The organism is Alkalimonas delamerensis, assembly GCF_030717955.1.
Classification (GTDB): domain Bacteria; phylum Pseudomonadota; class Gammaproteobacteria; order Enterobacterales; family Alteromonadaceae; genus Alkalimonas; species Alkalimonas delamerensis.
The window spans coordinates 287,264-312,992 of the sequence record NZ_JAUZVY010000005.1 but is presented as its reverse complement, the minus strand read 5'-3'; the positions used below and the strand labels follow the sequence as shown (position 1 = coordinate 312,992).

Here is a 25,729-nt window from a genome sequence, read left to right as displayed (position 1 = left end):
CGGCGATCACGTCGATGCCGATGCTGGCTTCCAGCTCTGGCTCAGGCTCAGGCTCAGGTTCTGGTTCTGGCTCTGGTTCAGGCTCTGGTTCAGGCTCTGGCTCTGGCTCTGGCTCAGGCTCTGGTTCAGGCTCTGGTTCAGGCTCTGGTTCAGGCTCTGGTTCTGGCTCTGGTTCTGGCTCTGGCTCTGGCTCTGGTTCTGGCTCTGGTTCTGGTTCTGGCTCAGGCTCAGGTTCTGGTTCTGGCTCTGGTTCCGGTTCAGGCTCTGGCTCAGGCTCTGGTTCCGGTTCTGGTTCAGGCTCTGGTTCTGGCTCAGGTTCTGGTTCTGGCTCCGGTTCTGGCTCAGGCTCTGGCTCAGGCTCAGGCTCTGGTTCAGGCTCTGGTTCAGGCTCTGGTTCAGGCTCTGGTTCTGGCTCAGGTTCTGGTTCTGGCTCAGGCTCTGGCTCAGGCTCTGGCTCAGGCTCAGGCTCTGGTTCAGGCTCTGGTTCAGGCTCTGGTTCAGGCTCTGGCTCTGGCTCTGGCTCTGGCTCTGGCTCTGGCTCTGGCTCAGGTTCTGGCTCAGGTTCTGGCTCTGGTTCTGGCTCTGGTTCTGGCTCAGGCTCTGGCTCTGGCTCTGGCTCTGGCTCTGGCTCTGGCTCTGGCTCTGGCTCTGGCTCTGGCTCTGGCTCTGGTTCTGGCTCTGGTTCTGGCTCAGGCTCTGGCTCTGGCTCTGGCTCTGGCTCTGGCTCTGGCTCTGGCTCTGGCTCTGGCTCTGGCTCTGGCTCTGTACCAGTTTCAGTTGAGTCCTCCTCAACTGCTGCAAAATCAGGGATAAAGGTTTCGGTATTTAATGTAGTATCTGCCGTAATGTCGGTGCTGTAACCTGCATCAGGCAAAACTTCATTGCCATCACGAGTCAGCGTACTGGCACTGCTACTGCCATCCGTTGGGTTTTCACCTGCCGCGGCAGCTGGGATTAGACTGATATCTTGCTCAGATAAGAGCGCTTGCTGAATGGCTTCAATTTCAGCGGCTAAACCAGGATCAAGCGATGGCTCCTGAGGTTGCTGCCACGCAAGCAGCGACTCACCATTGATGGAGGCACCTTCCTCATAGAATAATTGAGCATCAACAGGGATCTGCTGACCGAGCGACAAAAGCTCCAAATCTCCATTTGGCTGCTTAAGCCAGACATTACCGCTAACAGAGACAACAACAACCGGTTCGACGGTAATCAACTGCTTTAACATATAAATTCCTTTTTACTACTGCACTGCCGCACTGCATATCGGCAAATTGTGCGATAAAATGGCGATAAAATCAACAAGGCTGTCATAAGCTATTTTAGTTTAGCTGCTATGAATAACCTTAGCGGAAGTCATGAGCCCCTAAAGAAATAGTGCTAAAGCTTTGATTTTGATGAACCAAGACGATTGGTTGTCAAAGTACCGCGCACGGTCTGCGGATAATCAGGCGCCAACTGCCACTTGGGCCGGATTGGGGTCAGTGGCAGTTCTCGTTTTCGTGCCACCAGCAAGTAACTGCTGCCAAAAGCTTTGGCAAGCAAAGTCCGCCAACGACTGGCAGAAGGGACATTACCCAGCAAACTGGAGGCATAAAAACGCTGCTCATCAACCACTTCAAAGCCAAGCAAATACAACCAGTCTTTCAAGCGGGACAAGGTAAAAAAGCGACCATTCCACGGCGCCTTATGCCTGACCCAGGGGTTGAGCTTCATCAAGCCAGCCAGACTTACCGGATTAAAGCCGCTCAGCAGCAGATAACCATCGGAGCGCAACACCCGGTGTACTTCACGCATCAGATGATGGGGATCACTGCAAAATTCATGCGCATGACACAACAAGACGGCATCCACACTCAAATCAAGCAACGGCAAAGCATCGGAGTTGGCTTTCAGCTGGCACTGGCTTGCCTTGATCCCCAGGTGAATATGATGCTTAATAGGACTGGACTGGGTGTCAAGCTGACAACTGAGATCCCCGACCTTTAACAAGTAGTAGCCGAAAATTTGAGGCCACCAGGCAGCCAATTTCGACTCCGTCGCCGCACAGAGTGCCTCCCCTTGCGGGATTTGTTGCCAACTAGCTGGCCCCTTGCGGTTGCGGGCACTTAAGGCGGGTTTCATCTGTGCTTGTTCCCTGAGCGGCATTCGACTTCACATGAGTATACCAGATGAACGCAGAGAATCTGACCATCAGCCCTATCCCCATCTTTCAGGACAATTACATCTGGTGTCTGACTCGGCCCAGTCAGGCCGCCATGGCCGTGGTTGACCCTGGCGATGCAGCCGCGGTGATTGATTTTGCCACCAGCAATGCAAAAACGCTGAGCACCATTCTGATCACGCATCATCATTGGGATCACACCGACGGCATTGCCATCCTGAAACAAAAGTTTCCCGAGGCGAGGGTAATTGGCCCGGCTTATGAAGCAGCAAAAATTGAAGGCCTGACCGAATTGGTTGAGGATGATGACAGCATTGTACTGCCCGAACTGGAGCTTGAACTGCAAGTTTTGCATGTCCCAGGTCACACCCTCGGTCACATTGCTTATTATCAGGCTCCCAGGCTATTTTGTGGCGATACCTTATTTAGCGCAGGTTGTGGCCGTTTATTTGAAGGCAGCCCCGAGCAGATGCATCAGTCGTTGCAACGGCTGGCACAATTACCGGATGACACCGAAATCTACTGCACCCACGAGTACACCCTGGCCAACCTGGCTTTTGCTCGCGAAGTAGAGCCGACCAACCAAGCCGTAATCGCCGCACAGGCAGAGTGCAGACAACGACGCAACAATCAGTTGCCAACACTACCAAGCACCTTGCTGCATGAAAAAGCCATCAATCCATTTTTACGCTGCCAAGAGCCTGAGTTGCAAACCAAATACGGTACCGAGAGTACTGAAGCGACCTTTGCAGCACTGCGCAGCGCTAAAGACCAGTTTATACCCAAGTGACCTCAAGATGCAGGCTTCAGCGGGAGATAAAAGCGCTTTAGGCAAGGCAGATGTTGGAAGCTTTGGTGGTTCCAAATCGACAACAGCTAACGCGGCATAAAGCGCTTTTAGCCCCGCCCTGCGGGAGCCTCTGGGCGCTTCCACTGCGGTGTTACCCTGGCTAGCAAGGTGGTCGACATTGCGTCGCCAGGGTGCCTTGCATTGAAAGCGCCCAAAGGCTCTGAAACTCGCACCTTGAGGTTACTTGGGTATAAATCCTGACTTGCAATCAAATGCTAACGAGGTAACATGCTCTCTGGTTAAAAAAATGACAGGATCTTTGCATGAAAGTACGCGTTCTCACCTTGGTTGCCTCGACCTTCTTAGCCGGTTGTGCCACGACCAACTCGCTAACCACTGAGACAGAACCAGTCCGTGAAACGCCCTCGGCTACCAAAGAGCAAGCCGCCAATGCAGAGCTGATCGCAGCCAGCTTACTTCAGCTGAAAACAACAGCAAAGGACAACAAACCAACCCCGCTCGATCCCACCAAGGTCGATGATGTCTGGCAGCGTATTCAGTTGCAACTGACGTTTGAAGTGCCTCAGCACCGCGCTATTGCCGAGCAGCGTAACTTTTTTGCCCGCAACCAAACCTATTTGGACCGAGTCGCTACTCGGGCTGAGCCTTACCTTTATTACATTGTGCAGCAGTTGGAAGAGCGGAACATGCCACTTGAGCTGGCCTTGCTGCCCATTGTCGAAAGCGCATTCGATCCCTTCGCCTATTCGCATGCCCGGGCTTCAGGACTTTGGCAATTTATGCCTGCCACCGGTCAGCGCTTCGGGTTGCAGCAAAACTTTTGGTACGATGGGCGCCGTGATGTCATCGAGTCAACCCGAGCGGCGCTGGATTATCTGCAATTTTTACACGACCGGCTGGAAGGCGACTGGCTAAATGCTATTGCAGCATACAACTCAGGTGAAGGCCGGGTACTCAGAGCCATCCGGCACAACAAAAGTCGCAACCTGCCAACCGATTTCTGGTCACTGCAGTTACCTCGTGAAACCACTGCTTATGTGCCCAAATTACTGGCATTAGTCGACCTTGTGCGGCAGCCTGAGACCTATGGCATCGCCTGGCAAGCAATCCCTAATCAGCCGCAAATTGGCATTGTCGATATTGGCCGACAAATTGACCTGGCCGTTGCTGCCGATCTGGCAGGCTTAACTCTGAATGAACTGCATGCACTGAATCCGGCTTTTAATCAATGGGCAACCGATCCCGATGGCAACCACCGGCTGGTGCTGCCACTGGACAACAAACCTCAGTTTCGGGAGCAACTGGCAAAGACCCCAACCGACCAATGGTTGAGCTGGCAACGCCACACCGTGGTCCGCGGAGATACACTGGGCGCCATTGCCAGACGTTACCAAACATCGGTAGCCGCCATACAGCGTCTTAATGACATTAACGGTCATACCATTCGTGTTGGCCAGCATCTGCTGGTCCCGGTATCGGCCAAGAATGCCGACGCTTACCAGCTTAGCCAGCCTGGCCGAGTGGCCCAAGCTCAGCAACGCACCCCAGCGGAACAACGGGTTCACTACACGGTCAAAGCAGGAGATACTTTGTGGGATATCAGCCGGGCGCATCAGGTCTCGGTAGCCAACCTGGCACGCTGGAATGGCATGACCGCCCGGGATCCCATTCGACCAGGCCAGCAGTTGGTGATTGTACAAAGTCAAGGCAACACGGTCCCAACCGCCTCTCAAGGCGTGACCCGTACCATCAATTACCGGGTCCGTCGTGGTGATTCACTGTCCCGTATCGCCCAACGTTATCGGGTTCGGGTAGCCGATATTTTGGAATGGAACCAGCTGAGCCTTGACCAACACTTGCAGCCTGGCCAACAATTACGTCTGCTGGTAGATGTCACTCAGTCCTGATAGGAGGACTCCATGAGAGTCTGGCTCATTGCACTGCTACTGTTCAGCACCCATGCCCTGGCACAGTTTGATGTGACCGGCTCGGGGATTGCGTATCTGAAAGATGGCAGTCACCAGACCTTTGATTTTGGTTTTACCTACACCCGCAAAGACGGCCAAAATGTGTTTATTGTCGGCCGTCAGTCGGTCAATGTGCCTTCCGTTCCCCAGCTCTACTCCGTCGCATTGGTACTGCATCACGAGCAGTTTGTCTGGGCGACGGATTTTATTAATCAGCCCTTGATTGGTTTTGAATTGATCATCGGCAAGCATCAAGTCAAGCTGTATCAGGAAGATGGCCTGGCTGCGCCGGGCAGCTACGTCATTGAAATTGATGGGGTGCGCCATCAGTTTGTCCGCGGTAGAAACATTGGACAACTCGACTTTAACCTGAACGATCAAGGACTCGAGAGCATCACCCCACGCGGTTTATTACGGCCTGGCCGTTGAAGGAAAAGGACTAACGCTCGTCCTGCAGCTGCAGCCTAGGAATAGAGCCCCAAAGCACGCAAAGCAGTGGGGCCAGCCAATGAAACCACCAGTGAAATGAAATGCTGTATCCCTGCCACCAAGAGACGCCAACCGCCAGCCACTGCAGAGCAATGCCAGCAACACCGATAAAAAACAAGCTTCGGTTTAGCCAGCGCTTTGGAAAGCGCGGGATCCAGTTACTGTGCATCCGGCTGTGCTTCCGGGGCGGCTTGCTGAAAAGCGTCCAGCTGGTTGCAATGCTGGTAAATGGCCATCATCACGGGGTAAGGCGACATATCCAACTGAAAACGCAGTGCATTGTAAACCTGCGGCACCAGGCAAAGATCGGCCAGTGATACCTTGTCACCGATACAAAACTTCCCTGCAGTCTCAGCCAGGCGCTGTTCCAACGCCTGAAAGCCCATCGCCAGCCAATGATGGATCCACTCGGTTTTTTGTTGTTCCGACAGCCCAAGCGGCCCGGTCAAATACTGCAACACCCGTAGGTTATTGAGCGGATGAATATCGCAGGCAATATCCAGGGCCAAAGCCCGAACCTGAGCAGCTTGAGCAGCATCCGCAGGCAGTAATGCGGGTTCAGGGTAACGGGCATCCAGGTACTCCAGAATCGCCAACGACTGGTTGAGCGTGAGTTCTTCATCGACCAAGGTAGGTACCAGCTCGGCCGGGTTCAAAGCCTGATAGGCTGCCTGGTGCTGTTCGCCACCGTTTTTCACCAAATGTACCGGGATCGATTGGTAATCCACCCCTTTTAAAGCCAGAGCAATACGAACCCGATAAGCCGCCGAAGAGCGCCAATAACCATAAAGCTTCATTGTATTTCCTTCATGCAAAAGAGCTGCCGAAGCAGCTCTTTGATTGGATGGACACTGCCAGGCGCTTAGCCCTGATAGCGATACTCTACCACCTGCTGGTCGATGGTGCCAAAGATACTTTGGCCCTGAGCATCCTGCATTTCGATGCGAATGCGATCACCAAACTTCATAAAGCTGGTACTCGGCTTGCCGTCGCGAATGGTTTCAATCATTCGAATTTCGGCAATGCAGCTGTAGCCAACACCACCCTCGGAAATCGCCGTACCATAATCGGTGCCTTGCTTGTTCGATACCGTGCCCGAACCAATAATGGTACCCGCACAGAGTGGACGGGTTCTGGCGGCATGGGCAATCAACTGACCAAAGTCGAATGTCATATCCACGCCGGCATTTGGCTTTCCGAACGCCACGCCATTGTAGGTGGACAACAGAGGCAAATGCAGTTTGGCATCCTGCCAGACGCCTTCGAGCTCATCCAGTGTCACCGCCACCGGGCTAAAGCTGGACGATGGTTTGGACTGGTAAAAGCCGAAACCTTTGCCAAGTTCATTGGGGATCAAACCACGCAAAGACACATCGTTCACCAACATCACCAAACGAATACGTTCACGGGCATGCTCGGCGGGAATTCCCATCGCAACATCGTCGGTAATGACCGCCACTTCACCTTCAAAATCGATGCCGTACTCTTCACTGGCCACTGGAATAGGCGCATGAGGTGGCAAGAACGCATCCGAACCCCCTTGGTACATCAGCGGATCCGTCCAGAAGCTGGGTGGCATTTCCGCATTGCGGGCTTTACGCACCAGCTCAACATGATTGACATAAGCACTGCCATCAGCCCAGTGGTAAGCACGGGGCAGTGGCGATGCGCACTGCGTCTGGTCAAATGGCTGGCTGCCCGCTGCAGTACCGGCATTCAACGCCTGATAGACTTCTTCGGCCTGAGGTGCTTTTTCCGACCAGGCATCCAGCAGCTGTTGCAAGGTGGTCGCGATTTGCGGGATAGCGACACAGCAGGTTAAATCACGGCTTACCAGCACCAGCTGACCATCACGGCCAGCGGTATTTAATGTTGCAAATTTCATCAATAATCCTTTGTCATACGCCTTAACGGCTGCTCAATAGCTTACTTCACCTGCCAGCTGTTGACGTAGGCCGGGTTTTCGGTACCCAAAGCCGCCTCGCCAATTTCCAGCGCATCGCGGGTATCCAGCATCACCGCCACTTCGTCGGTGAACTTTTTGCGGTACTCCTGCCCAGCCTGAAAGGCTTTCGGATGCGGGCCATGGGTAAAACCGGCCGGATGGAAAGTCACCATGCCTTTTTCGATGTTATCGCGGCTGAAGAAATCGCCGGCATGGTAAAACAGCACTTCATCGTAGTCATCGTTGTTGTGGTAGAAAGGTACTTTCAGTGCCCCCGGATCACTTTCAATCGGCCGAGGCACAAAGGTACAAACCACAAAGCGCTGTGCTACAAAAGTGGTGTGCGCCGAAGGTGGCAAATGGTAGCGATGGCTCATCAATGGGCGAATATCGCGCCAGTTGATCCGCATCACCGCCAAATCACCGTGCCAGCCCACCGCATCGAGTGGGTTGTAGGGGTAGGTCACTACCGAGGTCTGGCCATGACGCTTGATCTGCACCTGCCAGCTTTCTTCTGAGTACTGGGCTTTGAAGGCCTCGTTGATTTTCGGCGTATCCAGCATCGCTGGGTCGAAAATCGCATGATTTCCTACCAGACCTTTTTCAGGCAACTGGTAAGAGTCGTTGGTGGCTTCAATCATCAGCAACAACATGGGGCTTTTGGGCTCCAACCGCCACATGGTACTGCGTGGAATCACCACGTAATCGCCTTCGACAATTTCCAAATGACCGTAATCGCAGTACAAGTCAGCACTGCCCTCGTGCACAAACAACAGCTCATCACCGTCGGCATTACGCACCAGATACGGCATCGTATCATTCAGACGCCAGGTACGCATTTTGCAGTGCGCATTGTGCAGCAATAAGGGCACTTGCCAGGGCGATTCCACCTGGTTTTCACTCAGTTGGTTTAAATCAAACAGGCGGGGACGCAAAGGCCCCTGCCAATCGCTCCAGCCGGTCGGGGCATGGCGATGATGGAAATGCGTTGCCGGACCAAAAAAACCACTCCGGCCGGTTTCGCGTTCATAGATCGCTTGTTCCGGAAAGTCAGCGTGCGCCTGACGCGACACATCGCCCTCCCGCAGCGGAAATGAGGCCCATTTACGCATCGGCTAACACCCCACGTTGGATTTGATCTTCTTCGATGGACTCGAACAAGGCTTTAAAGTTGCCCTCACCAAAGCCTTCGTTGCCCTTACGCTGAATAATTTCAAAGAACACCGGGCCAATCACAGTTTTGGTAAAAATTTGCAGCAAAATGCCATCTTTCATCGGCGCACCATCGATCAGGATCCGCAGCTCACGCAATTGGTCCAAGTCTTCCGTGTGCCCTTCAACCCGGCTATCCACTTTGGCGTAGTAGGTATCTGGCGTTGGCATAAAGTCCATGCCCCGCTCGCGCAGTGTCCGAACCGTCTGATAAATATCTTCGGTGGTCAGAGCAATGTGTTGAATGCCTTCGCCATTGTACTCACGCAAAAACTCTTCGATTTGCGACTTGTCGTCGGACGACTCGTTGATTGGAATACGAATTTTGCCGCAAGGCGCCGTCATGGCACGGGACACCAGGCCTGTCAGCTTGCCTTCGATATCAAAGTAACGAATTTCACGGAAGTTACCGATTTTCTCATAGAAACCGGACCAGACATTCATATTGCCACGCATGACGTTGTGCGTTAAATGATCCAGCACTTCCAGACCCACTCCGTGCTTTGACATCTCGGTTTGCCAGTTGTCGTAGTACTTAAAGTCGATGTCGTACACCGAAGAGGCACCGTAGCGATCAACAAAATACAGCAGGCTACTGCCAATGCCATATACCGCAGGGATATTCAGCTCCATCGGACCAATTTGGTTTTTGTACTCTTTGGCACCATTGGCCAACGCATGCTGCAAGGCTTTGGCTGCATCTTGCACTCGAAACGCCATGGCACAGACGCTGGGGCCATGCTTACGGGCAAACTCTTCTGCCTGAGAATTCGGCTGCGCATTGATGATAAAGTTGATATCGCCTTGCTTGTACAACCAGGCCTCTTTTGAGCGGTGCTTCGCTACTTCGGTAAAGCCCAGGCCATGAAACAGATCCTTCAGCTTTTGGATACCTTCCGCATCGGCCGCGGTGTACTCAACAAACTCAAAGCCATCTGTTCCCAAAGGGTTAATCACATCTTGCATACGACATCTCCACGTTCTGATTATAGGCTTGGGGGCAGTGGCCTTTGTCATTAAGGCGGCTGCCAAATCCCATTTGGCGCTATCTTGCTTTAGTTTGACCCAGTTGAACATCCACCGTCATTTTCCAGCGGATTTCAGCTTCAAGCAAAAACCGTAAACAATTCAGTACAAAGAACCGCTATTGGAAGGTCTATACAAGAGAAAGCCAGCAGCCGGACGCAGCTGCTGGGCTGGAGTATCGTTTTACGCACAAAGTGGCATTAAATTTTTACAGTCTTGCGATTAATGCCGTAATCTCGCAGTTTATTCGCCACTGCTGTATGGCTAAGCCCCAGTTTTTTAGCCAATTGCCGCGAACTTGGGTAGGCTGGGTAAAGTTTACGCAGCAAGCTGGCCTCAAAGCGTTTGACGGCCTCGTCCAGGGTGCCATCAAACTCCTGCTCCAGATAACCAAAGTCGCTGGTAAAGCTGGGCAGTTGCAAATGCTCTTTATCCAGTTGGTAGCCCTCAAGCAGGGTGACCGCACGGTACAGCGCGTTTTCCAGCTGACGCACATTGCCCGGCCAGGGGTAACTTTGCAGAAACTGCACGCAACTCTCACTGAACCTGGGCGCTTTTCGCCCAAGACGAGCCGCAAAGCGCGCCACAAAGTGCTCGCTTAGGGGCACAATGTCTTGTTTGCGCTCACGCAGCGCAGGCAAGGCCAGCGTAAAGACATTCAAGCGGTAGTACAGATCTTCACGGAACTTGCCTTCCTGCACCATGGCAGGCAAATCTTTTTGGGTGGTGCAAATCACCCGTACATCCACTCTGACTTCGTTTTCATCGGCAACCCGGCGAAACGACCCATCCTGCAAAAACCGCAGCAATTTGGTTTGCAACTCCCGCGACATCTCGCCGACTTCGTCCAGAAACACACTGCCGCCATTGGCTTGCTCAAAAATACCTTTTTTGCCTTGGGTGGAGCCGACAAAGGCATTGGGTCCATAGCCAAACAACTCCGACTCGGCCACATTGTCTGGCATCGAAGCGCAGTTTACGGCCAAGAAAGGTTTCCCTGCCCGGCTACCCGCAGCATGACAAGCCCGTGCCAGCAGCTCTTTGCCAGTACCGGTTTCGCCGGTGATCAGCAAGGGGCCATCCAGCAGCGCCATCTTCTTTGCTTCACGAATGACTTTGCGCATTTGCGGGCTATGCGCCTGCAAGGTTTGAAAGCTTTCCTGATTGCCTTTATTAAAGGCCAGCATGTGCTGGCCCAGCCGGCTTTCGGATTTCAGGTTGATGACCGCCCCGGCCAGGACTTCATGGCCGTTTTCATCTGGCACCATCACCGGCAGTAAATCGGCAATAAATGGCTTGCCCTGAATTTCAACCCGGCGGGTCTGCGCCAACACATCATCACTTTCCAGCCAGCGCATAAAATTAAAGCCCTTTACCAGCCCCGGCAATGGCTCGCCCTCTATCGCCTTGCGTTCCACTTCCAGGGCTTCTAAGGCGGCATCATTAATCACACTGACCACAGCTTTGGTATCAATACCGATAATGCCATCAGGCAAGGTTTTCAGTAAGGTAGTCAGTTCATTCTGATGGCGCTCCGAGGGCATAAAGGCTGTGGTTTTCACATCACTCACGCCGGTAATACGGCGAATTTTGGCCATCAACTCCTGAAATTGCTCGAAATGAATACTGGGAAAAGAAACGAACATCCGGCCTGTGGCGCCGTCGACTTCAATGCCGCGCAAGTCCAGTTGATAGCTCACCAAGATATTTAAGATTTCCTGAGCAATGCCCAGTCTGTCCTGACAATGTATTTCTAGCCGCATAGCAATGGCGTACCTCACACTCTGTTCATGCCTGCATCATACGCGAAATGGCTCAAGCTAGACCAGTTCTTTTGTAAAGAATTATGAACGAATTGCTATAACTCATTGCATTTGCCATAGTAGCAAGTACCCCTATCAGTACCGGAACGCTATGGAAGCCAATATTTTTACGCAAGTTTTTCTGCCAATTGCGCTGATTGTCATCATGCTGGGCATGGGATTGTCACTGAAACCAGTACACTTTACCCAGTTATGGCAAACACCAAAACTCGTCCTGACCGGGCTTTTCATGCAAATGCTGGCCATTCCAGCCTTGGCCTTTCTGTTGGCGTACCTGCTGCAACTGCCACCAGAGCTGGCCGTTGGTTTAGTATTGATCGCGGCCTGTCCGGGCGGTCCAACCTCCAATCTAATCGCCCATCTGGCGCATGCCGATACCGCTCTATCCATTAGTCTGACCGCGATTAGCAGCTTGCTGGTGATCCTGAGCCTACCGCTGATGGTTAATCTGGCTTCCTCACTTTTTCTGGGCGAAGAGCAGTACGTTGCACTTTCGGTGCCACGCACTGTGTTGCAATTGCTGGTCATCATTGTGCTACCGGTTTCATTAGGCATGTGGCTACGCGCCCGCTGGCCAGCTCTATCAAGGCGCTGCCAGCAACCGTTCAAATGGCTGTCGTCTTTCTTCTTAGTGGCTGCGGTTGTTGGTGCTTTGTTGCAGGTGCTCAATCAATTGCTGGGCTTTTTTATCGCCATTGGCATCGCGGCTCTGCTGCTGAACGCTTTGAGCATGCTGGCAGGCTATCTGGCGGCACGCAGCATCGGTTGTCACGGCCCTCAGGTGCGCTCTCTTACCATCGAGGTGGGCATTCAAAATGGAACCCTTGGCATTGCCATTGCGACATCACCACTGCTGTTAAACAACAGTACCATGGCAATTCCATCGGCAGTTTACAGCCTGATTATGTTTGCTTCAGGTGCCCTGATGATCGGTTGGGGGCTTCGAAAAAAACAGCCATAAAAAAGCCCGGAGTAGCCGGGCTTTTGCAACAACATCGCCTGTTAACCTTTAAGCGGCAAAAGCGCGATCAATCAACAAATGCAGGTAGTTGTAATGATTGCGGCTGCTTTCTGCTGCCCGGCGCGGTGCCGATAAGCTGCGAATAGCACGCAGTTGAGCTACGGCTGCCGCCTGACTCAGATGATCGTAGTCGGAATCATCCTCCAGCCCGGCTATGGCAATCAATCGATTGACGTATTCGACCTGCAAGTTCTGACTCAAGCTGGTTAAATCGCCCTGGAAAATACCCGTTGTTAAATCCGCCAGCATCTCGGTCAAGCTGTATTCATTGCCATAAAGCGCGGTATCGGTCATGCGCTGCAAAACCTGAGGATGCAACAGGTGATCCAACACATTGCGCTGCATCGTCAAGATCATCCGATGAGGCTGTGGATCTTCGTTGTTGCCCCAATGGTTGAAGCCACGGCGCTGCGCTTGCATGTAGGACAACACGGGCTGCATGCTTTGCAAAGTATCTGGCGCGAACACAAACTGATTCAATGCCTGCATGGCTTCACGCTGAGTTGCTCTTGGTACTGGGGTGTAAGGACGTACGCTGTCATGTTGCCCAACAAAGTCACGCTCTACATAAACACCACCAACAAAGCGGCTGACCACATTGGCCTGACCTGCGTACTGACCAAACAGCATATTGGCACTGGTAAAAACCCGTTGATGCGATTGATCAGCCATGCGCCCTTTTTCCAGCAACTGGGTAAACTCGTAATTGACCCGCTGCCAACGATCTTTGGCATAAGCAATCGGCTCTGAAGTCATGGCACCAATCATCACCCTTGGGTCAATGTGCCGTCCCGCTGCCCGCATATCGTCGGCATCATTACCAAAAGCCAGCTCTGGCTGGTGTGAACGACTTAAGATGGCACTCAGGCGGGCTTCTTCCGCTTCAGCATCGGCCAGGGCCGGTGAGTAGCCATACTCGATGGCCCAAATATCGTAAGGGCCTGGCTTATAACTGTAGAAATCACCTTGCGTAACGCCGACAGGTGCAATGTTCACCGGGTTGTAGTCCATTACAGAGCCGGACAAGACCCCTTGGGTCAGGGAAGCATCATGCACCTGCTGATTGCCCCACAATCCGTGCGACCGCATGTTGTGATTCAAACCCAGGGTATGACCAACCTCATGCATGATCAAATGGCGCAAGGCTTGCGACAAGATAGGATCCTCAGCAATGTTGTCGTACATCCGCTCATCGGAAGCCAGACGTGCCATCAGGTGGCCCATTTGCACTTTGTGTCCAAAGCTGCAATGCATCTGCAGCTCTTCGCCCTGACCAGCCTCTTTCAGCGCTGCACTGCCAGAGAACAACTCACCTAAAGTCCAACGATTGGATAAAAAGACAAACTCCAGCATGATGTTGGAGCTGATGATTTCGCCTGTTTTCGGGTTTGCCAAAGAAGGGCCATAGCCACCGAAAGGTGGGCGTGGTGATGAGGTCCAGCGCAGCACATTGTAATTGACGTCACCTGCATCCCAGTCCGCATCATCCGGCTGCTCTTTCACCACGATGGCATTCTTAAAACCAGCTGCTTCAAAAGCAATGTTCCAGTCTTCAACTCCTTGCCGGATGGTATCGCGCCACTCATGAGGCGTGGTATTTTCAATCCACCAGACAATGGGTTCAACCGGCTCGGACAAGGCTGCGCTTGGATCTTTTTTCACCAGATTCCAGCGATTAATCACATCGCCCCACGGCGTCCACTCCGGGTTGGTCATTTGATCAAATTGCTGTGTGAAGTAGCCCACTCTGGGATCATCTCGCCGAGGCTGGTAGCCATTGTCCGGCATGGCAATGAAGGAGTGCTGCAGACTGATGGTGATGGTACGCGGATCGGTAATGGCTGGAGAGCCCATCACCACAGGTTCATCGTTCGTGAACACATAATCCACCACCACGTCCATATTGCGCTCATAAAGGCGCTCGCGCGCTATCCGCGAACGGTCGCTATTCAAGTTCCCCAGCGAAAAACGTGGCCCGGTTTGATTCGGATTCGCCCAAGGCGTGATCCGGTGCAGAGCCTGACTTTTAAATAAAGGGTCGGCTTTGACTAAAATTCGGCCATTGTCATCAGCTTCAATATCCAGCACAGCCAGCAGAGCTTCGCTTCGATTGGCCTGGGCAGCACGACTCAGTGGATTGTTGGGATCAAACACAAAGCGTGGATTCCAGCTCACCACTTCAATTTTGTTAAAATGCCGCCGAAACTCTATCAGGCGTGTCTGGCGAAAATTGCCACGAAAATGCCCGGCCTCTACCACCCCATCCATGGTCTGGGCATGGTAAATAAAAGGTGTGTTGAGCTGAGATTCGTCCAACGATAAGTGGGTGGCACCTGTTTTCATGTCCCGGTAAAAATTAAACAGGCCTTGTTGCGCCTTCAGCTCTGCGACCAGCTCAGTGTAGCCTTTCTCCGCTTTATCATCGTCATTGCTGTCGGCCAGTGCCTGAGGAAGCATCAAGCTGGTAGCAATCAGGCTGGCCAGGGCACAGCGGCGGAAGGTGCGAAAAGGGGTTCTAGTCATGTTGTTAAGTCCATTAAAAACAATCACAATTCAAAAGTTAAAAGATCACTTTTCCCGACATTAATTGAAATAGCAGGGTTCAGCATACAAAAGTGATTTTCGAAGATAAGACGTTAAGCTGCAAGCAGAAAATTGTTAGTATGGCTGCAGAGGCCTTTAAGTACGAAAAAACCGCAGACATTTAGCCTGCGGTTTGCTTGCATTACTCAGCCAATAAGGCGTCCGTTTTGGCGGCACAAATGAAGTCGTTTTTATGTAAGCCTTTAATGGAGTGTGACCACCAGGTGACGGTCAGCTTGCCCCACTCCAACAACAAGGCCGGATGATGGCCTTCAGCTTCCGCCAATTCAGCCACTTTGTTGTGAAACGCCCAGGCTGATCTGAAGTTTTTAAATTTGTAGCTGCGCTCCAGTTGCAGGATGCCGTCCCGTACTACCGGAGTCCAGTCCGGGATTTGCCGCATTAATACCGGCAATTCATCGTCGGAAACTTTAGGCGCATCGGCACGACATGCCTCACATTTTAAGGTGGTTAATTCTGACATGCAGTCCTCTCTAACTTGCTTGTTTTTGTTTAGGCGGAAACTTGGGAGCATGCAAACCAAGCGCTTTGGCTTGTTGCACCAGTGTCATCAAATCCAGCTGTGCAATATCGAACAAATCGTGGATGTGGTTGATGGTAAAATAAATGGGCTGCATGATGTCAATGCGATACGGCGTTCTTAGCACATCCACCACATCAAGCGGCTTGCGCTCAGGCGTATCCGACTCCAGTGCATAAATGGTTTCACCCGGAGACGATAAAATACCACCGCCGTATATCCGCAGTCCGTCCGGCGTTTGCAGCAAACCAAACTCAATGGTAAACCAGTACAGTCTGGCCAAATACACTCGATCTTCTTTGCTGGCAGCCAAGCCAAGTTTGCCGTAAATGTGGGTGAACTCGGCAAAATCCGGATTGGTTAGCATGGCGCAATGGCCAAAAATTTCATGAAAAATATCCGGCTCTTGCAGATAATCGAACTCTTCGCGCGAACGAATAAAGGTCGCTACCGGAAAGCGCTTGTTGGCCAACAGCTCAAAGAAGCGATCAAAACTGATCAAAGCCGGCACTTCGGCACACTCCCAGCCGGTGGACGCCCGCAGCACCTGGCTCACTTCTTCCAGTTGCGGAATGCGATCGGTCGGCAATTGCAGCTTTTCCAGGCCAGCCATGTACTCATCGCAGGCTTTGCCTTCGATGCAGCTTAGCTGACGGCTAATCAGCTCGTGCCAGATTTGATTTTCTTCGTCCGTCCAGGCAATCACACCATGCTCGTCGGACTGCTTCGAAACATAGTTGCTTGACTTACTCATATAGACCCTGTTGTATGTATTTATAGCGGGAACATGCCCTGGTAACTGGGACTCATGCTAGTCGAAATGCGTTCGACTGTTAATCGGTCAGCCGCAACTTGCCTCGCTTAAAATCGTAAAGATACCATTACACCGACTGCCGTGGGCTATGGCTTTCGTTAGCTGGCCCGAAGTTGGTGCTGCTGCATCGCGGTCAAAGCCTGCTCCAGATCGGCCACAATGTCCTCGACCTGTTCCAGCCCTACCGAAACCCGAATCAAGCCATCACCGATGCCTGCCATCGCCCGCTCTTCGGGGGTATAAGGACTGTGCGTCATCGACGCCGGGTGTTGAATCAGCGACTCGGCATCGCCCAAGCTTACCGCCAGACTCAGCAACTGGCATTGATTAATGAAAAAACGGCCATCGTCCAAACTGCCATGCAGTTCAAATGCCAGCACACCACCCGCGGCTTTCATTTGCTTGCCTATAAAACGATGGCCCGGGTGATCGGCCAAACCTGGGTAATAGACCCGGGCAATGGCCGGATGCTGCTGCAGGAACTCAGCAACCCGCTGCGCATTCTGACAGTGACGCTCCATCCGCACCGCCAGGGTTTTCATGCCGCGGATAATCAACCAGGCATCGTGCGGGCTGATGGTGCCGCCAATATCCTTTAAGATGGTTAATTTGATCTGCTCAATCTTCTCGCTGCTGGATACCACCAGGCCTGCCACCACATCACCGTGGCCATTGAGGTACTTGGTGGCGCTGTGAATCACCACATCGATGCCAAAGTCCGCAGGACGCTGCAATAACGGGGTTAAGAAGGTGTTGTCAATCACCGAGATCAGCCCATGCTCTCGGGCAAAGCTTGCCAGAAACTCCAGGTCGAGCACCACCAGATTGGGATTTATCGGGGTCTCAGCAAAGAGCAACTTGGTGTTGGGTCGCAGCGCCGCTTGCACCGCCTGATGATCCGTCATATCGACAAAGCTGACGTCGATACCAAAACGGGCAAACTGATGGCTAAAGAGTGCAAAGCTGCAGCCATAGACCGCCTTGCTGCAAATCATATGATCGCCTTGCTGCAAGAAGCTTAAGGTCGCAGCCGACACCGCTGCCATCCCGGTTGCGGTGGCTGCGCCATCCTCCATCCCTTCCAACGCAGCAATTTTCAACTCCAGCTCACGGGTGGTTGGGTTGCCCAAACGGGTATAAATGTAGCCTGCCTCCTCTCCGGCAAAGCGCGCCGCGCCTTGCTCAGCATTATCAAAAATAAAAGTAGAGGTTTGGTACAAGGGGGTCGCCAGACTGCCATGCTCGTTTGAGGTCTTGCCTGCATGAATGCAAAGGGTGGCGGCGGATTTGGAGATACTGCGCATAAGTTTAATTCAGTGCCAGGTAAAAATGAATGCATTACAGATAGCAGAATTTAACCGGATTGGAAGCAAGCCAGACGGCTTGCTGTCCGTTACGCGACAGCAAGCCTTAGATCATAGTGTCAAGCTAAGTTCACAGCTTGTTGAACTCGCGATTCAACTGAAAGGTACTGGAGGTAACATGACGCTCGATATCACGCAACCGCAGCTCCAGGCTGTTAAACTTATGACTCAAATGCTGCAGGGCTTGCTTGGGTGGCTCACCTTTTTGCCAAACCTGTGTTTTCACCTCGACACTGTCGTCCCCCTGCCCGTTCGATACAGCGCCAAAACTGGCTTCATGCTTTGATTTTTTTTCCAGCACTATCCATCCAGCAAAATACAACACCAACACAAAGGATCCCATCCCAAGAAAAAGTGCTGCCAACGTAATGATTCGAACCAGCCAGTTTTCAATGCCAAAGTAATCGGCCACTCCGGCACAGACACCGGCAATTTTGCCATTGCGATCATCACGCAATAAGGGTTTCCGAACACTAGTCATGACGCTGTCTCCAACGAGGGCTTTCGGCATCCAGAATCGCTTCCAGCGTTTTAATGCGCTCAGCCATTTTATCCGCTTTCCGGGCCAGCTCATTGAGCTGGCCTAATTCCTGCTCGGTCAGTCCCTGGCCGATTTTATTTTTGCTGCGGTAATGCATGATGACCCACAGTGGTGCCACAAAGATCATAAATAAGATCATTGGCACAAAAATCATTTCATTAATTCCCATCACAGGCTCCTAGCACACTTAATTCGTTTTCTTACCGCTCTGACTGGCAACCCGAGCTTTCAAAGCGGCCAGCTCATTGTCGATTTTGTCCTGCGCTGCCAGTTCAGCAAACTCGTCTTTCAGGGTCTTTTTGCCCAAGTCAAACGATTCAACCTGAGCTTCCATTGAGTCAATTTTTTGCTCATAGCGTTCAAACTTGTGCATCGCATCATTCAGTTTGTCGCTGTGCAGGGTCTTTTTAACATCCAACCGGCTGGCAACCGTTTTCTGCCGCATTAACATCGATTTTTGCCGCGCCTTGGCATCGGCAAGCTTTTCTTGCAACTGCCCGACTTCATGCTGCAGCTTGCTGATGTGTTCGTCCAGCTGTGCAATATCGGCTTCCACGCTACTGACCTGTTCGGCAGCCTTCTCACGCTCTACCAAAGCCGCCCGAGCCAGATCTTCCCGCTCTTTGGACAATGCCAACTCCGCCTTAGTTTGCCAGTCGTTGACTTCATCGCTCAGACGATTCAGTGCACGCTGCAATTCCTTTTTCTCAGCAATGGTTTTGGCAGATGAAGAGCGAACCTCAACCAGGGTGTCTTCCATTTCCTGAATAATCAACCGAACCATTTTTTCCGGATCTTCAGCTTTGTCCAGCAAAGCATTTAAATTTGAATTTACAATATCGGTAAAGCGACTGAAAATACCCATGGTGATAACCTCATACAGTAATTGGGATACACTCTAATTCATTCACAATCCTTGCCACTTTTTTGATTATTGTAACCCTTTGATTTGTTTTTATTTTTAAATAGTTCAAAAAGAGCTTTGGCCTGGCTCTATAATGAAATACACTATTATTTGGTCATTTTCACTAAAGTCTTCTTATGGGCAGAGCACAACAACAAGACAATCTCATCGGCCAGTCCAACAGCTTTCTAACGGTGCTGGAGCAAGTGTCGCAAGCGGCCCCGCTGAATAAACCTGTCCTGATCATCGGTGAGCGCGGCACCGGCAAAGAGCTGATAGCTGCCAGGCTGCACTTTTTATCTCAACGCTGGGATCAAAACTACCTGACATTGAACTGCGCTGCTTTGAATGAAAACCTGCTGGAAAGTGAGCTCTTTGGCCATGAGGCCGGAGCTTTCACCGGCGCCAGCAAGCGTCATGAAGGGCGTTTCGAGCGGGCCAATGGCGGTACCTTGTTTTTGGATGAGCTGGCCAACACACCCAGCCTGGTGCAAGAAAAGCTACTTCGCGTTATCGAGTATGGCGAGTTTGAGCGAGTCGGCGGCAGCCGTCCGGTCCGGGTCGATGTCCGACTGGTTTGTGCCACCAACGAAGACTTACCTGCATTAGCCGAGCAAGGCGAGTTTCGTGCCGACTTACTGGATCGGCTGGCATTCGATGTGATTACCCTGCCGCCGATGCGCGAGCGACGGGAAGACATCTTGCTGCTGGCCGAGCATTTCGCCATCAATATGGCGCGGGAATTGGAATTCGAACTCTTCAGTGGTTTCAGCGAAAAAGCCAAGCGCACCTTACTGGATTACGACTGGCCCGGAAATGTCCGGGAGCTCAAAAATGTGGTGGAGCGCAGTGTTTACCGCACCAACAACCCCTATGTGCCGGTGCACGACATACTGTTGGATCCGTTTGAATCCCCTTTCCGCCCGCAGCAACGGGTGAAAACGCGCGATCGTCAACCGGCCAGCCTGCCACAATCAGCAAGGGCCCAAGCAAATGACACAGCCTCCGAGCCTCAGGTGCAGGCTGTCCCCGCTATTAAGCCAGACCAGCCGGTCGACTTTAAAGCCCTGTCGCAGCAGTTTGAAGTGGATTTGTTGAAACAAGCCCTGGCAGCCTGCCAGTTTAATCAGAAAAAGACAGCAGAGAGTCTTGGCTTAACCTATCATCAGTTGCGTGGCTACATGAAAAAATACCAGTTACTGGATAGCCAACAGGATGCGCATGCTGAAGCTAAGCCTTAAAAACGCTCCTCTCATCAGTCTACTTTGCTGGCTCGGCACCGGTTGCCAGCCAGAGATGCCGGCTGAAGTTCGTTCCGGTCTGGTCTACTGCAGTGAAGGGGCACCGGAAACATTTAATCCTCAGTTGGTGACTTCCGGCACCACCATTGATGCCACCAGCCGTCAACTGTTCGACCGGCTGCTCGATATCGATCCAATCAGTGGTGACTTTGTTCCGGCGCTCGCAACGCATTGGGAGGTGCGGGAAGACGGTTTAAGTTACACCTTCTATCTTCGGCCTGGAGTTCAGTTTCATACCACCGATTACTTTCGACCCAGCCGACCACTGCGCGCCAGCGACGTGCGTTTTAGCTTTGAACGGATCATGCAAATCGAGCACCCTTTTCACCGGATAGGCGGTGGTGATTATCCCTATTTTCAAACTGTCGACTGGGGCAACCGGGTCAGCCGTATTGCCACACCGGCCGAAGATCAGGTGGTGTTTTACCTGCGTCAGCGCGATAGCTCTTTTTTATCCAACCTGGCCACCGACTTTGCCGTGATTCATTCAGCAGAATACGCCGAGCAGTTGCTGCAGCAGCATCAACCTCAACGACTGGACAGTCACCCCATTGGCACTGGGCCTTTTCGCTTTCGTGAGTACCGCAAAGATGGCTTTATCCGTTACTACCGGCACAACGACTACTGGGGAACTCCGAGCCAATTGGAGCAGCTGGTGATTGACATCGAGCCCAACAACGCCAAACGGATGGCCCGCTTGCTAACGCACGAATGCGACATCATCGCCTATCCTCGGATGTCGGAGCTCGAGCTGATTAGCCAGCGACCAGACATTAAAGTTCAGCAACAAAGCAGCCTGAATGTGGGCTTCTGGGCTTTTAACACCAGTCGGCCACCTTTTAATGATGCCCGGGTAAGGCGCGCCCTGGCGATGGCTATCAACCGGGATGCTATTTTGCAATCCGTTTATTTTGAGCAGGCACAAAACGCCAGCACCTTATTGCCGCCAAGATCCTGGGGCCATCACCCAGAAATTGCACTCCCCTCCTATGACCCGGACGCAGCGCGACAGCTGTTATCGGAGGCGGGCTTTCCTTACGGTTTTGCCATGACCATCTGGGCCATGCCAGTCCAGCGTTTGTACAATCCAAATGCCACCCGTATGGCAGAAATGATGCAGGCCGATTTGGCCCGTATTGGCGTCAGAGCCACGATTGTGAGCCTGGAGTGGAATGCTTTTCGTCGTCAATTGCGACTTGGCGAACACGACTCTGTCCTGCTGGGCTGGAATGCCGACAATACCGATCCGGACAACTTCTTCCGGCCTTTGCTCAGTTGCAATGGTGTAGAAAGCGGCACCAATCGTGCTATGTGGTGCGATCCCGCTTTTGATGCCTTGCTTGGTCAGGCCTTACTCACCGATGACCGATCCATACGTCGTAGCTACTATTGGGCAGCCCAGGAATACCTGGCAGAGCACTTGCCACTGCTGCCACTGGCCCATGGCAAACGCTTCCAAGCCATCAATGCCCGGGTGGGAGGTATCACCATGAACCCCTATGGCGGCATTGATCTCTCCGGAGCTTTTTTACGTCAGCCTGAGGGCGCTCCATGATCTGGCACTATTTGATCCGCCGTTTATTTTTGCTGTCCTTTGTTTTTTTTGCCTTGACGTGTTTTGCTTTCAGTCTGGGCTACTTGTTTCCGGGCGATCCTCTGGTCAACTTCAGCGGCATTAGCCAACCCGATGATGAACTGTTGCCAATACTGGTGCAACAATACCGTTTGGAGCAGGGCTATTTGCAGCAATACCTGGCATTTTTACAACGCATCTTGCAGGGCGATTGGGGCTTATCCCTGGCCAGTCAGCAACCGGTGTTGCACGAAATTATCCGGGTGTTTCCTGCAACTCTGGAGTTGGTAAGCTACGCCCTGTTTATTTCATTTGTGCTGGGCGTGCCCCTCGGGCTGATCGCCGCCATTAAGGCAAATCACTGGACCGGCCGCGCCATCTCCAGCATTGCTTTGCTGGGCTATTCGCTGCCAATATTCTGGTGGGCTTTGTTGATGATCATGCTGTTCAGCATCGGTCTTGGTTGGCTGCCAACCTCAGGCCGGATCAGTGTGCTGTACGAAATCCCCGTGACAACCGGCTTTATGCTGCCGGATATTCTGATGTCTGGCCAAACCTATTGGCAGGCCGCACTGCAGGATGCCATCCGCCATTTGTGGCTTCCCGCTTTTGTGCTGGCGACCTACCCGACAACGGTGATGATTCGCTTTACCCGCGACGCCATGTTGTCCGTCTGGCAACAAAGCTACATTAAAACCGCCAGAGCCAAAGGCCTGAGCCGCAGTCAGGTACTGTACCGACATGGCCTGCGCAATGCCATGCTGCCAGTACTGCGCCAGCTGGGTTTGCAATTTAGCACCCTGGTCACTCTGGCCATGATCACTGAACTGATTTTTTCCTGGCCTGGCATTGGTTTATGGCTGCTTGATAGCATCAACCAACGCAACTACCCTGCGATCCAGGGGGGACTGCTGGTCATATCCAGTCTGGTGATTCTGGTGAATATTCTGCTGGATATTCTCTACACCCTGCTCAACCCACTAGCAAGGAAGCAGGTCCATGGCTAAGTTTCAATGGTTGCAACAAAAAGATGAGCTTGGGCCACTGAGTCAGCTCTGGCATAGCTTTCGGCAACAGCATGCTGCGGTGCTGGGTTTAATTCTGTTTGGCTTTTTTGCCTTAATCGCGGTATTTGGCCCACTGATCACGCCTTATGATCCTTACCTTCAAAACCCCGATGCAGTGCTGCTTCCTCCCTCCTGGGATGATGCCGGTGATGTCCGCTACCTGCTTGGCACCGACGATCTGGGTCGGGACCAGTTTTCCCGTTTAATCAAGGGTGCCAGTTACACCTTTGGCATTGCGTTCATGACGGCTCTGGGGGCTTTGCTGCTTGGCTTCCTGCTGGGAGTACTGGCAGGCATGAGCAAAGGGTTTAGAGCCAGTGCCTTTAATCATGTGCTGGATCTGGCTCTCACCATCCCGTCCTTGTTGCTGGCCATTATCATTGTTGCCATTTTAGGGCCTGGTTTAGTCAATACCATTTGGGCCATTATGCTGGCGCTGCTGCCTCAGTTTGTCCATGGGATCCGCAACAGCATCTTGCAACAGCTGGAGCAGGACTATGTCATTGCCTACCGGCTGGATGGCGCCAATAACTGGCAAATTTTACGCTATGTGATTCTTCCCAATACCTGGGAGCAGCTGACCGTACTCTTTAGTATGGCACTCTCGACCGCCATTCTGGACATCGCGGCTTTGGGCTTTCTCGGTTTAGGGGCCCAATCGCCGGCGGCCGAATGGGGGCTGATGGTGGCTGAAGCGCTGGATTTAATCTATTTATCTCCCTGGAGCATCGCGCTGCCAGGCTTGCTGATTTTTGTGGCCGTGCTAAGCGTCAATCTGGTGTCAGATGGCCTTAGAACCGCCATGCGTAAACGACAGGAAAGCTGATGGTACTGTTGGATATTCGAAATCTGACGCTGGAGTTGGAAACCAGTCAGGGGTTGATCCGCGCCGTTGACCGGGTCAGTCTCAGCCTGCGGGAAGGTGAAATCCGAGGCCTGGTCGGCGAATCCGGCTCGGGCAAAAGCCTGATTGCCAAAGCCATCGTTGCGGTGTTAAATCAACGCTGGCGCATTAAAGCCGACCGCTTTCACTGGCGCGGTGAGGATTTGTTGCAACTGCCTTTTGATCAGCAGCGCCGTATCATTGGCCGTGATATTGCCATGATTTATCAAGAGCCCAGCAAATGCCTGGATCCGACCGCAACCATCGCCGAGCAATTGCATGAATCCATACCGACCGATGGCTTGCCGGGAAACTGGTGGAGCAAGGGACGGCACAAGCGCAAAAAAGCCATCGCTTTGCTGCACAAGGTAGGGATCAAAGAGCACCAGGCCGTGCTGGACAGCTACCCTTACCAGTTATCGGAGGGGGTCTGCCAGAAGGTGATGATCGCCATGGCCATTGCCAAGAGCCCTAAACTCTTGATTGCCGATGAACCGACCACAGCACTGGAAGCCTCGACCCAGGCGCAGCTGTTCCGCTTAATGGGCAGTCTAAACCAGTTAAAAGGCATGTCAGTCTTGCTAATCAGCAATGAGCTCGATAGCATCGCCCGGTACACCCACCGTTTGTCGGTGCTGTATTGTGGTCAACTGGTAGAATCCGGCGATACAGCCAGAGTACTGGCGCAGCCTCTGCACCCTTATACCGATGCACTGATTAAAAGTGTACCTGAGTTTCAACCGGACTTGCCGCCGAAAAAACCGCTGTTTGCATTGCCCGGCAGCATCCCGACCCTACAGCATTTACCCGTCGGCTGTCGACTTGGCCCTCGTTGTCCCAATGCCCGTAAAGAGTGTGTTCATACCCCGGTATTAGAACGCAAACAGCACCACTATTTCAGCTGCCATTTCCCATTGCAGTACAAGGAGTCACGATGAGCCAGTTGCTGCAAGTGGTCGATTTGTGTAAGAGTTACCGCAAACAACTGGGATTGTTTCGTCAAACCCGCGTTCAGGCATTGGATCACATCAATTTTACGCTAAGCGCTGGCCAGACATTGGCCGTGGTGGGTGAAACCGGTTCGGGCAAAAGCACCCTGGCCAAGCTGCTGGTTGGCATTGAGCAACCGGATGATGGCGAAATACGTTTAAGTGGCCAGGCAGTGACCTTGTCCAACTACCGCAAATACAACCATGTGATCCGCTACATGTTTCAAGATGCCGAACGGGCATTAAACCCCAGCCAAAAAGTAGGCGCCATGCTGGATGACGTGCTGCGATTTAGCACCGTGCTCGATCGTCAGCAGCGGCAACAACGCATTTTGCAAAGCTTGCAGCAAACCGGCTTGTTGGATGAGCACATCAACTTCTTCCCGCATATGTTTTCCGCCGGCCAGTTGCAACGGGTAGCGCTGGCCCGAGCGTTGATTCTGGAGCCGAAAATTTTAATTCTGGACGAAGCTCTGACCGTGTTGGATCCGACCGTACGGGCACAAATTGTCAATTTGCTGCTTGAGCTGCAGCAGCAACAGGGCTTGTCTTACTTGCTGATCAGCAAGAACCTGCGGTTGGTACGGCACATCAGCGATCATTGTCTGGTACTGCAGGATGGACGGGTGGTGGAAGAAGGGCCGACCGAGCAACTGCTCGATCGGCCGCAACATCCTCATACCCGCAAGTTGATGGGATTAAGTTAGTGCT

General features: G+C 52.5%; 24 protein-coding genes and 1 pseudogene. 10 read left to right on the top strand and 15 right to left on the bottom strand.

Annotated features, from left to right (window positions below):
- Nucleotides 1-1,228 (bottom strand): hypothetical protein (locus Q3O59_RS13160; protein ID WP_305946014.1); only part of this gene is annotated, 1,228 nt, incomplete at its 3' end.
- A 152-nt stretch (nt 1,229-1,380) separates the two neighbouring features.
- The gene (locus tag Q3O59_RS13155; protein ID WP_305946013.1) at nt 1,381-2,124 is read right to left on the bottom strand and encodes a class I SAM-dependent methyltransferase; all 744 of its coding nucleotides are present in this window, start codon (nt 2,122-2,124) and stop codon (nt 1,381-1,383) included.
- Between the two features lie 47 nt (nt 2,125-2,171).
- On the opposite strand from Q3O59_RS13155, the gene gloB reads away from it, so the two are divergent.
- The 3 genes from gloB (at nt 2,172) to Q3O59_RS13140 (ending at nt 5,371) form a co-directional block, all read left to right on the top strand.
- Complete coding sequence (gene gloB, locus Q3O59_RS13150) at nt 2,172-2,954, top strand: hydroxyacylglutathione hydrolase (RefSeq protein WP_305946012.1); 783 nt, start codon at nt 2,172-2,174, stop codon at nt 2,952-2,954.
- Nucleotides 2,955-3,277: 323 nt separating this feature from the next.
- Nucleotides 3,278-4,882 (top strand): LysM peptidoglycan-binding domain-containing protein, encoded by a 1,605-nt coding sequence (locus tag Q3O59_RS13145; protein ID WP_305946011.1) that lies wholly within the window; start codon nt 3,278-3,280, stop codon nt 4,880-4,882.
- 12 nt (nt 4,883-4,894) lie between these two features.
- Nucleotides 4,895-5,371, top strand: a complete 477-nt coding sequence (locus tag Q3O59_RS13140; RefSeq protein WP_305946010.1) for a hypothetical protein — start codon at nt 4,895-4,897, stop codon at nt 5,369-5,371.
- A 10-nt stretch (nt 5,372-5,381) separates the two neighbouring features.
- On the opposite strand, the gene Q3O59_RS13135 is transcribed toward Q3O59_RS13140, so the two are convergent.
- The 6 genes from Q3O59_RS13135 to tyrR all read right to left on the bottom strand — a co-directional run bounded on the left by Q3O59_RS13135 (nt 5,382) and on the right by tyrR (nt 11,377).
- Nucleotides 5,382-5,600, bottom strand: a complete 219-nt coding sequence (locus Q3O59_RS13135; protein ID WP_305946009.1) for a hypothetical protein — start codon at nt 5,598-5,600, stop codon at nt 5,382-5,384.
- Nucleotides 5,590-6,228 carry a maleylacetoacetate isomerase gene (gene maiA, locus Q3O59_RS13130; protein WP_305946008.1) on the bottom strand — a complete coding sequence of 213 codons (639 nt, stop codon included), beginning with the start codon at nt 6,226-6,228 and terminating at the stop codon, nt 5,590-5,592. The genes Q3O59_RS13135 and maiA overlap by 11 nt, the downstream gene beginning before the upstream one ends.
- Before the next feature lie 65 nt (nt 6,229-6,293).
- A complete protein-coding gene (locus tag Q3O59_RS13125; protein WP_305946007.1) occupies nt 6,294-7,316 on the bottom strand; it encodes a fumarylacetoacetate hydrolase family protein in 1,023 nt (340 codons plus the stop codon).
- Between the two features lie 41 nt (nt 7,317-7,357).
- The gene (locus Q3O59_RS13120) at nt 7,358-8,488 is read right to left on the bottom strand and encodes a homogentisate 1,2-dioxygenase (protein ID WP_305946006.1); all 1,131 of its coding nucleotides are present in this window, start codon (nt 8,486-8,488) and stop codon (nt 7,358-7,360) included.
- Nucleotides 8,481-9,554 (bottom strand): 4-hydroxyphenylpyruvate dioxygenase, encoded by a 1,074-nt coding sequence (gene hppD, locus Q3O59_RS13115; RefSeq protein WP_305946005.1) that lies wholly within the window; start codon nt 9,552-9,554, stop codon nt 8,481-8,483. Before hppD ends, Q3O59_RS13120 begins: the two co-directional genes overlap by 8 nt.
- 260 nt (nt 9,555-9,814) lie before the next feature.
- Nucleotides 9,815-11,377 carry a transcriptional regulator TyrR gene (gene tyrR, locus Q3O59_RS13110; protein WP_305946004.1) on the bottom strand — a complete coding sequence of 521 codons (1,563 nt, stop codon included), beginning with the start codon at nt 11,375-11,377 and terminating at the stop codon, nt 9,815-9,817.
- A 151-nt stretch (nt 11,378-11,528) separates the two neighbouring features.
- On the opposite strand from tyrR, the gene Q3O59_RS13105 reads away from it, so the two are divergent.
- A complete protein-coding gene (locus tag Q3O59_RS13105; protein WP_305946003.1) occupies nt 11,529-12,398 on the top strand; it encodes a bile acid:sodium symporter family protein in 870 nt (289 codons plus the stop codon).
- A gap of 48 nt (nt 12,399-12,446) precedes the next feature.
- Here Q3O59_RS13105 and Q3O59_RS13100 read toward each other — a convergent pair whose 3' ends face one another.
- From Q3O59_RS13100 to pspA, 7 genes and pseudogenes are all read right to left on the bottom strand, one after another.
- Nucleotides 12,447-14,981, bottom strand: coding sequence for a zinc-dependent metalloprotease (locus Q3O59_RS13100; RefSeq protein WP_305946002.1), 2,535 nt, complete (start codon nt 14,979-14,981; stop codon nt 12,447-12,449).
- A 202-nt stretch (nt 14,982-15,183) separates the two neighbouring features.
- Nucleotides 15,184-15,525 (bottom strand): 4a-hydroxytetrahydrobiopterin dehydratase, encoded by a 342-nt coding sequence (locus Q3O59_RS13095; RefSeq protein ID WP_305946001.1) that lies wholly within the window; start codon nt 15,523-15,525, stop codon nt 15,184-15,186.
- Between the two features lie 10 nt (nt 15,526-15,535).
- Nucleotides 15,536-16,366, bottom strand: a pseudogene (gene phhA / locus Q3O59_RS13090) (phenylalanine 4-monooxygenase); the annotation flags it as partial.
- A 128-nt stretch (nt 16,367-16,494) separates the two neighbouring features.
- The gene (gene megL, locus Q3O59_RS13085; protein WP_305945999.1) at nt 16,495-17,700 is read right to left on the bottom strand and encodes a methionine gamma-lyase; all 1,206 of its coding nucleotides are present in this window, start codon (nt 17,698-17,700) and stop codon (nt 16,495-16,497) included.
- 130 nt (nt 17,701-17,830) lie between these two features.
- Nucleotides 17,831-18,241, bottom strand: a complete 411-nt coding sequence (gene pspC, locus Q3O59_RS13080; protein WP_305945998.1) for an envelope stress response membrane protein PspC — start codon at nt 18,239-18,241, stop codon at nt 17,831-17,833.
- Nucleotides 18,234-18,470, bottom strand: coding sequence for an envelope stress response membrane protein PspB (gene pspB / locus Q3O59_RS13075; RefSeq protein ID WP_305945997.1), 237 nt, complete (start codon nt 18,468-18,470; stop codon nt 18,234-18,236). Before pspB ends, pspC begins: the two co-directional genes overlap by 8 nt.
- 18 nt (nt 18,471-18,488) lie before the next feature.
- Complete coding sequence (gene pspA / locus Q3O59_RS13070; protein ID WP_305945996.1) at nt 18,489-19,166, bottom strand: phage shock protein PspA; 678 nt, start codon at nt 19,164-19,166, stop codon at nt 18,489-18,491.
- A gap of 176 nt (nt 19,167-19,342) precedes the next feature.
- Between pspA and pspF the strand changes: the two genes are divergently transcribed.
- The 6 genes from pspF to Q3O59_RS13040 are packed head-to-tail and all read left to right on the top strand — an operon-like array spanning nt 19,343 to nt 25,725.
- Nucleotides 19,343-20,446 carry a phage shock protein operon transcriptional activator gene (pspF, locus tag Q3O59_RS13065; RefSeq protein WP_305945995.1) on the top strand — a complete coding sequence of 368 codons (1,104 nt, stop codon included), beginning with the start codon at nt 19,343-19,345 and terminating at the stop codon, nt 20,444-20,446.
- Nucleotides 20,427-22,061, top strand: a complete 1,635-nt coding sequence (locus tag Q3O59_RS13060) for an ABC transporter substrate-binding protein (protein WP_305945994.1) — start codon at nt 20,427-20,429, stop codon at nt 22,059-22,061. Before pspF ends, Q3O59_RS13060 begins: the two co-directional genes overlap by 20 nt.
- Entirely contained in the window at nt 22,058-23,086 is a 1,029-nt protein-coding gene (locus tag Q3O59_RS13055; RefSeq protein ID WP_305945993.1) for an ABC transporter permease, read from the top strand. The genes Q3O59_RS13060 and Q3O59_RS13055 overlap by 4 nt, the downstream gene beginning before the upstream one ends.
- Nucleotides 23,079-23,972, top strand: a complete 894-nt coding sequence (locus tag Q3O59_RS13050) for an ABC transporter permease subunit (protein ID WP_228589711.1) — start codon at nt 23,079-23,081, stop codon at nt 23,970-23,972. The genes Q3O59_RS13055 and Q3O59_RS13050 overlap by 8 nt, the downstream gene beginning before the upstream one ends.
- Entirely contained in the window at nt 23,972-24,967 is a 996-nt protein-coding gene (locus Q3O59_RS13045) for a peptide ABC transporter ATP-binding protein (protein ID WP_305945992.1), read from the top strand. Before Q3O59_RS13050 ends, Q3O59_RS13045 begins: the two co-directional genes overlap by 1 nt.
- Nucleotides 24,964-25,725: an ATP-binding cassette domain-containing protein gene (locus Q3O59_RS13040; protein WP_305945991.1), complete on the top strand. Its 762-nt coding sequence runs from the start codon at nt 24,964-24,966 to the stop codon at nt 25,723-25,725. Before Q3O59_RS13045 ends, Q3O59_RS13040 begins: the two co-directional genes overlap by 4 nt.
- Nucleotides 25,726-25,729 lie beyond the last annotated feature (4 nt).

Excerpts from the sequence above, each read along its gene's own strand:
- Q3O59_RS13155 (WP_305946013.1), bottom strand. The coding sequence starts at position 2,124 with ATGAAACCCGCCTTAAGTGCCCGCAACCGCAAGGGGCCAGCTAGTTGG.
- gloB (WP_305946012.1), top strand. The coding sequence starts at position 2,172 with ATGAACGCAGAGAATCTGACCATCAGCCCTATCCCCATCTTTCAGGAC.
- Q3O59_RS13145 (WP_305946011.1), top strand. The coding sequence starts at position 3,278 with ATGAAAGTACGCGTTCTCACCTTGGTTGCCTCGACCTTCTTAGCCGGT.
- Q3O59_RS13140 (WP_305946010.1), top strand. The coding sequence starts at position 4,895 with ATGAGAGTCTGGCTCATTGCACTGCTACTGTTCAGCACCCATGCCCTG.
- Q3O59_RS13135 (WP_305946009.1), bottom strand. The coding sequence starts at position 5,600 with ATGCACAGTAACTGGATCCCGCGCTTTCCAAAGCGCTGGCTAAACCGA.
- maiA (WP_305946008.1), bottom strand. The coding sequence starts at position 6,228 with ATGAAGCTTTATGGTTATTGGCGCTCTTCGGCGGCTTATCGGGTTCGT.
- Q3O59_RS13125 (WP_305946007.1), bottom strand. The coding sequence starts at position 7,316 with ATGAAATTTGCAACATTAAATACCGCTGGCCGTGATGGTCAGCTGGTG.
- Q3O59_RS13120 (WP_305946006.1), bottom strand. The coding sequence starts at position 8,488 with ATGCGTAAATGGGCCTCATTTCCGCTGCGGGAGGGCGATGTGTCGCGT.
- hppD (WP_305946005.1), bottom strand. The coding sequence starts at position 9,554 with ATGCAAGATGTGATTAACCCTTTGGGAACAGATGGCTTTGAGTTTGTT.
- tyrR (WP_305946004.1), bottom strand. The coding sequence starts at position 11,377 with ATGCGGCTAGAAATACATTGTCAGGACAGACTGGGCATTGCTCAGGAA.
- Q3O59_RS13105 (WP_305946003.1), top strand. The coding sequence starts at position 11,529 with ATGGAAGCCAATATTTTTACGCAAGTTTTTCTGCCAATTGCGCTGATT.
- Q3O59_RS13100 (WP_305946002.1), bottom strand. The coding sequence starts at position 14,981 with ATGACTAGAACCCCTTTTCGCACCTTCCGCCGCTGTGCCCTGGCCAGC.
- Q3O59_RS13095 (WP_305946001.1), bottom strand. The coding sequence starts at position 15,525 with ATGTCAGAATTAACCACCTTAAAATGTGAGGCATGTCGTGCCGATGCG.
- megL (WP_305945999.1), bottom strand. The coding sequence starts at position 17,700 with ATGCGCAGTATCTCCAAATCCGCCGCCACCCTTTGCATTCATGCAGGC.
- pspC (WP_305945998.1), bottom strand. The coding sequence starts at position 18,241 with ATGACTAGTGTTCGGAAACCCTTATTGCGTGATGATCGCAATGGCAAA.
- pspB (WP_305945997.1), bottom strand. The coding sequence starts at position 18,470 with ATGGGAATTAATGAAATGATTTTTGTGCCAATGATCTTATTTATGATC.
- pspA (WP_305945996.1), bottom strand. The coding sequence starts at position 19,166 with ATGGGTATTTTCAGTCGCTTTACCGATATTGTAAATTCAAATTTAAAT.
- pspF (WP_305945995.1), top strand. The coding sequence starts at position 19,343 with ATGGGCAGAGCACAACAACAAGACAATCTCATCGGCCAGTCCAACAGC.
- Q3O59_RS13060 (WP_305945994.1), top strand. The coding sequence starts at position 20,427 with ATGCTGAAGCTAAGCCTTAAAAACGCTCCTCTCATCAGTCTACTTTGC.
- Q3O59_RS13055 (WP_305945993.1), top strand. The coding sequence starts at position 22,058 with ATGATCTGGCACTATTTGATCCGCCGTTTATTTTTGCTGTCCTTTGTT.
- Q3O59_RS13050 (WP_228589711.1), top strand. The coding sequence starts at position 23,079 with ATGGCTAAGTTTCAATGGTTGCAACAAAAAGATGAGCTTGGGCCACTG.
- Q3O59_RS13045 (WP_305945992.1), top strand. The coding sequence starts at position 23,972 with ATGGTACTGTTGGATATTCGAAATCTGACGCTGGAGTTGGAAACCAGT.
- Q3O59_RS13040 (WP_305945991.1), top strand. The coding sequence starts at position 24,964 with ATGAGCCAGTTGCTGCAAGTGGTCGATTTGTGTAAGAGTTACCGCAAA.